The organism is Bradyrhizobium sp. SZCCHNR1043, from assembly GCF_032489675.1.
Classification (GTDB): Bacteria; Pseudomonadota; Alphaproteobacteria; order Rhizobiales; family Xanthobacteraceae; genus Bradyrhizobium.
In genome coordinates this window covers 1-1,669 of sequence record NZ_JAUEYN010000033.1, presented here as the reverse complement: position 1 = coordinate 1,669, position 1,669 = coordinate 1, and the positions used below count along the sequence as shown (strand labels likewise).

Here is a 1,669-nt window from a genome sequence, read left to right as displayed (position 1 = left end):
CCCGTGACCGAATACACCCCGCCGCGGACACCACGCGAAGAGAAACTCTGCGCTCTGTTTGCCGAGACCCTCGGGCTTGAGCGCGTCGGGATCCATGACAACTTCTTCGATCTCGGCGGCCATTCGCTGCTCGTGACGCATTTGGTCTCGAAAATCCGTGCTGCTTTCGGGGTCGAGCTGCCGCTTGGTACGCTGTTTGAAGTTTCGACCATCTCCGGGCTCGCTGAACGGCTCGATCAGGCCGAGGCGGCAGCACGACCGACTCTTCGGCCGGGCCCTCGTCCGGAGGTGATCCCGCTCTCGTTCGCGCAAAGTCGCCTGTGGTTCCTCAACCATCTCGAAGGACAAAGCCCACACTATAATCTCACGCTCGCATTGCGTCTTCGCGGTGCCCTCGATCGCGACGCCCTCGAAGCCGCCCTCGCCGATTTGGTCGAGCGGCATGAGAGTCTGCGAACCGTCTTCCCGGAGACGGCGGGCACACCCCGCCAGCTGATCCTCGATGCTGAAATCGCTCGGCCGATCCTCGCGGTGGCGGCAACCACTGAGGCCGAGCTTCCCCAGGCGCTCAACATGGCCGCGAGCCGCGGCTTCGATCTCGCCGTCGAACCGCCGCTCCGCGTCGATCTCTTCGTCCTCGCGCCGCGCGACCAGGTTCTGCTGCTGTTGATCCATCATATTGCCGGCGACGGAGCTTCGCTCGGGCCGCTGGCTCGCGATCTCGCTACCGCTTATGCTGCGCGTAGTGAGAAGCGCGCGCCTGTCTTCGAGCCGCTGCCCCTGCAATACGCCGACTACACGCTTTGGCAGCACGCGCTGCTCGGCAATGAGGAGGATCCCGAGAGCCCGGTCGCGCGCCAGTTGGAGTATTGGAAGAGGGCGCTGCATGGCCTGCCGGAGCAACTGGAGCTGCCGGTTGACCGTTCCCGGTCGCCTGTTCCCAGCCATCATGGTGATACTGTCGCGTTCGAGATCACCCCCGAAGTGCACCAGGGGCTGCTGATGCTGGCGCGCGAACAGCAGGCCAGTCTCTTCATGGTGCTCCAAGCCGGCCTCGCTGCGCTGCTCACGCGGCTGGGCGCAGGTACGGACATCCCAATCGGCAGTCCGGTGGCGGGGCGCAGCGATCACGCGCTCGACGACTTGATCGGATTTTTCGTCAACACCGTGGTACTGCGCAGCGACACCGCTGGAAATCCAAGCTTCCGCGAACTGGTGGATCGCGTGCGCGCCGCCAATCTCGATGCCTACGCGAATCAGGATTTGCCGTTCGAGCGCCTCGTCGAGGCGATCAATCCGACACGGTCTCTGAGACGCCACCCGCTCTTCCAGGTGATGCTCGCGTTACAGAACGCTGGTACGCTCAGCCTTGATATGCCCGGTCTCACCATCGTCCCGCAACCGATGAGCAGCAGAGCTGCCAAATTCGATCTGGCCTTGATCTTGACAGAGAGTCGTGGCCAGCACGGTGGGTCAGCTGGGATCGAAGGCACGATCGAATACAGTACGGATCTGTTCGAGCGGAAAGCCGTCGAAGCCATCGCCACGCGTTTGGTGCGCCTGCTCGAATCTGCAACCGCCGCGCCGGATCAGCCGATTGGCGCAATCGACATTCTCGACGCGGCGGAGCGGCGTCGGGTGCTGGCGGAGTGGAATGACACGGTGCGCG

At 63.8% G+C, this 1,669-nt stretch carries 1 protein-coding gene; it reads left to right on the top strand.

What is annotated here, in order from left to right:
* On the top strand, positions 1-1,669 hold a 1,669-nt coding region (locus QX039_RS33015), incomplete at both ends, for a condensation domain-containing protein (RefSeq protein ID WP_315774327.1).